The sequence below is a fragment of the Agrobacterium sp. BT-220-3 genome (assembly GCF_025910175.1).
In the GTDB taxonomy this organism is placed as follows: Bacteria; Pseudomonadota; Alphaproteobacteria; order Rhizobiales; family Rhizobiaceae; genus Agrobacterium; species Agrobacterium oryzihabitans.
Genome location: NZ_JAPAIX010000034.1, coordinates 1 through 3366 on the forward strand (window position 1 = coordinate 1; position 3366 = coordinate 3366).

At 52.3% G+C, this 3366-nt stretch carries 2 protein-coding genes and 2 pseudogenes; 2 read left to right on the plus strand and 2 right to left on the minus strand.

Annotated elements, in window-relative coordinates; genetic code table 11:
- Positions 1-79 precede the first annotated feature (79 nt).
- Together OK142_RS25050 and OK142_RS25055 are read right to left on the minus strand one after the other, a co-directional pair.
- A complete protein-coding gene (locus tag OK142_RS25050; RefSeq protein ID WP_498685711.1) occupies positions 80-2083 on the minus strand; it encodes a putative bifunctional diguanylate cyclase/phosphodiesterase in 2004 nt (667 codons plus the stop codon).
- A gap of 5 nt (positions 2084-2088) precedes the next feature.
- On the minus strand, positions 2089-2376 hold the full coding sequence (locus tag OK142_RS25055) for a hypothetical protein (protein WP_080823476.1): 288 nt from the start codon (positions 2374-2376) through the stop codon (positions 2089-2091).
- A gap of 554 nt (positions 2377-2930) precedes the next feature.
- On the opposite strand from OK142_RS25055, the pseudogene OK142_RS25060 reads away from it, so the two are divergent.
- Positions 2931-3119: pseudogene (locus OK142_RS25060) on the plus strand (IS110 family transposase); the annotation flags it as partial.
- 51 nt (positions 3120-3170) lie between these two features.
- A pseudogene (locus OK142_RS25065) lies at positions 3171-3366 on the plus strand (IS6 family transposase); the annotation flags it as partial.

Sequence of the window (3366 nt, forward strand, 5' to 3'; positions counted from 1 at the left end):
CAAGCACCATACGGATGGCGCGTTGGCGGACTTCAGGTGAAAACTTGTTCGTTGTCTTGCTCATATCGGCTCCACTCTCTCAGAAGTTGGAGCCTCCGGCAAACCCGGTGCGGTTCAGTATGAAGCGACCAAATCGCAACTGGCTGGCCGATATATTCACGGATAGCGTGACCGGGAGATAGCCAGCCTGAAGCCATTCCTGCCCGTCGCGGCATGCCCTTTCAAGAACATATTCGCCCAAGGCCTCAATGAGACCAGTTTCCTCCACAACCGGGATAAAATCGGCCGGAGAAACAATACCAAGTTCCGGATCCGACCACCTTACGAGTGCTTCAACGCCATGCAGTTCATGGCCAACAGCCGTAAATTGCGGCTGATAATAGACATCGAGTTCGCCGTTGGCGATCGCGTTTTTCAGCTTTAGCCCCAGCTTCACCCGCTTCTGGCTCTGCGTGGTCAGCCGGTCTTCATAAACACCGACTGACCCACGTCTGGAACGTTTCGCCTCGTATAGAGCTGCGTCGGCCCCAAGAAGGGCATCATGATCTCCGGGACGAAGGTGATAGCTCACGCCAATTGTTGCGGAGGAAAACACTTCCAGATCATCGCGGATGTGAACAGTCTGGCCGAAGCAAGATTGGATTTTCTCGATGATGCCTTCGATAAAGCTGTGATCGCCAGACTGAATGAGAAAGGCGAACTCATCACTCCCGAGGCGACAGAGGACATCGCCCGAAGCTAAATAGTTTTTGCGGAGATTGTCGAGTCGTTCGGCAATCAATTGGAGCACGCGATCACCGACACCGTGACCGTAGCTGTCATTCACGTCCCCAAAATAATCGAGATCGACTATGATCAATGCATGCGGAACATTCTGGAAAGCAGCGCGGCTTTTATGAAGAGTGCGGCGGTTCGGTAAGCCGGTCAGATGATCGTGCGATGAGAGGTATTCGAGTTTTGCCTGCGCCGTCTTTTGTTCTGTAATGTCCGTCACTGAATAAACAAAGGTGTCGCCGCCGCTCGCGTCCTCGCCGGCAGGGGTAATAGAAAGTATGCCAGGCCGATGCCTGTCCGCTCCAAACATGACCTCCCGACGCCATTGCCCAGCCGCGCCGTGCGGCCGCGAAACGGGCGCCCCGTCGATCCAGAATGATTTGTTGATATCTGTATCGTGCCGATCGGTGTGATCGTAATTTATACCCAGCATCGCCCGAAAAGCCGCATTTGCTTTCAGCACCTGGCCGAGATGATTGACGATGGCAAGACCTTCGGTCGAATTCCTGAATACGATATCCCCACGCCGAAGGTCCTGATCCTTTATGGTCATCTCTTTGATCAGATCAGCGCTGCTGGAAGCCAGCAGATGCCATCGAACGGTATCTGTTTCCAGATAATGGATAAATGCCTGCCGCTTCCACAGCACAAACAAGGCCAGCGACATACCATAGGCAACTGCGATAAGGATCTTTCCCGCCAGTCCGCCAATGACGGTCGCAACGATCTGTGTGTTGATACCAAATGCGATGAAAGGAAACGCGATGCCATCAAGCACGAGAACGAGCACGAATGAAAGAATGTAGATGGCCGCCGTGATGGAAAGCGAGGGTTGCTTTTTTTTAACGGTCTCGAAAATGAAAAGCAAAAGCAGGAGTTCAGAGATTATCAAAACACCCCCAAGCGCAATCAGCGCAGTGGATATTTCAAAGAATCTTGATGGAACTGCATGTGGATTGATCACACCTTCCGTTTCCAGAATGGAATGCGTCAGGACGGAAAAAATGATCTTGAAGATGTCGACCAGAACCACAAGCCGAACCAGATGCCTGAGGATAAAGGCGTCTCTTTCAACCCAAACGAACATCACCGACGTCATCATGAAGGCGCCGTAACACAGGTTGCCACCGGAGACGACGACACCATCGGTGATGGGCAGGAAATAGACATTCCCCATGAAACCGCCGATCAGCAGAATGAGCGCGATGTAGGTATAGAAATGGGTGCGCCGGCTTGGTGCCGGGAGCGTCGTAAAATAAAGGGGGAATAAAGAGAAGGCGATGAATTGCGCGATTAGCAAAAGAGCCATTGTGATCAATCCGCCGAGTTTCCATCAAAATGCCCGTAGAATATCTCACATTGCAGCATGGGTTGCTCGACAAAATCACGTTTCTCAGAACTGGCAGAAGCCCATTCGGGTTCTCCGGTTCGAATATTCAGTGCCTTTTCAAATATCAACTTCGATCGATAGGCGTTGAATGGCAAAGGTTGGCCCTTATGGGCTGCGCGTCTGATTTTCGCGCAAAGATAGTCAATTGCAGCTTTAAGTTCTTCATCCCGAATATTCGGGTTGCGAGCTAGCGCATGTTCGGCAGGCATCATGCCCTCCACAATTCCAGTGCAACCGAATGATATTGTAAAGACAAGCGGTTAAAAGGCGCTGAAGCGGTGTAGCGAGTTGTTGCGACGGTTCTCCGTCATGTGTGCCAAATTCGATCACGCGGCTTGGAATGTGGCTGGTAGAGCCGAGAATGCCACATCCCACACGCGGTACATTTGCCACCTCGACAAATCCATTCACTGCTCTGTCTCGCCTTTTCGAGTTGACTGTCAAGTCTTGAGCGACTTGTTTCTAGCAGCCCGTCTCAGGCAAGATAAAACGAGTTGCTCTTGTCGCAAAATTAAACTCAGGCTTTTGCGCCCCAGTTTTGCAACTCGCTTTCTCAACCGTTGTTCAGGCGGCGATTTTTGCAGAAAACTATCCGGTTGTGCAGATCGAGGTCTCGGGAGATGAATTCTCTGCCGTAACATCTTCGGAAGAATGCGCTGAATGAGGCTTGACCAGTTGCGTAGCCTTATCAGGCGAAGCAGGTGGTCATAGCCGGGCAATAGGTATCACAGTGGTCTTGCGAAGCCACACTGCAAGGAGACCGGCTATGACCGACAACAACATTACGGCATCCGCTCCCGTTCTGGAAGCGATCGATATTTCTAAGGAACGCCACGAAGTGCTGATCGAAGCGCCGGACAGAATCCGTGGCCGCCGAGTAAGCGTTCTCAACAATCTCGATGAGTTTGATCGCCTGATCAGCCTATTGCGCAGTTATCAGCGCCCTGTCCGCGTCGGGCGTTGTCACGTTGTTCGTGGCTTAACGGTTGACGGATAACCGGACGTGATAAGCACGCCGACCATCAGCTACAAGAACCACCGTTTCCCACCGCATATCATCGTCCATGCCGTCTGGCTGTATTTCCGGTTCCCGTTAAGCCTGCGGCTGGTGGAAGAAATGCTGCTGGAGCGCGGCATCGTCGTGTCCTACGAAACGATCCGGCGCTGGGGCCGGAAATTCGGTGCGGCCTACGCAAAGCGAC

Excerpts from the sequence above, each read along its gene's own strand:
- OK142_RS25055 (WP_080823476.1), bottom strand. The coding sequence starts at position 2,376 with ATGATGCCTGCCGAACATGCGCTAGCTCGCAACCCGAATATTCGGGAT.
- OK142_RS25050 (WP_498685711.1), bottom strand. The coding sequence starts at position 2,083 with ATGGCTCTTTTGCTAATCGCGCAATTCATCGCCTTCTCTTTATTCCCC.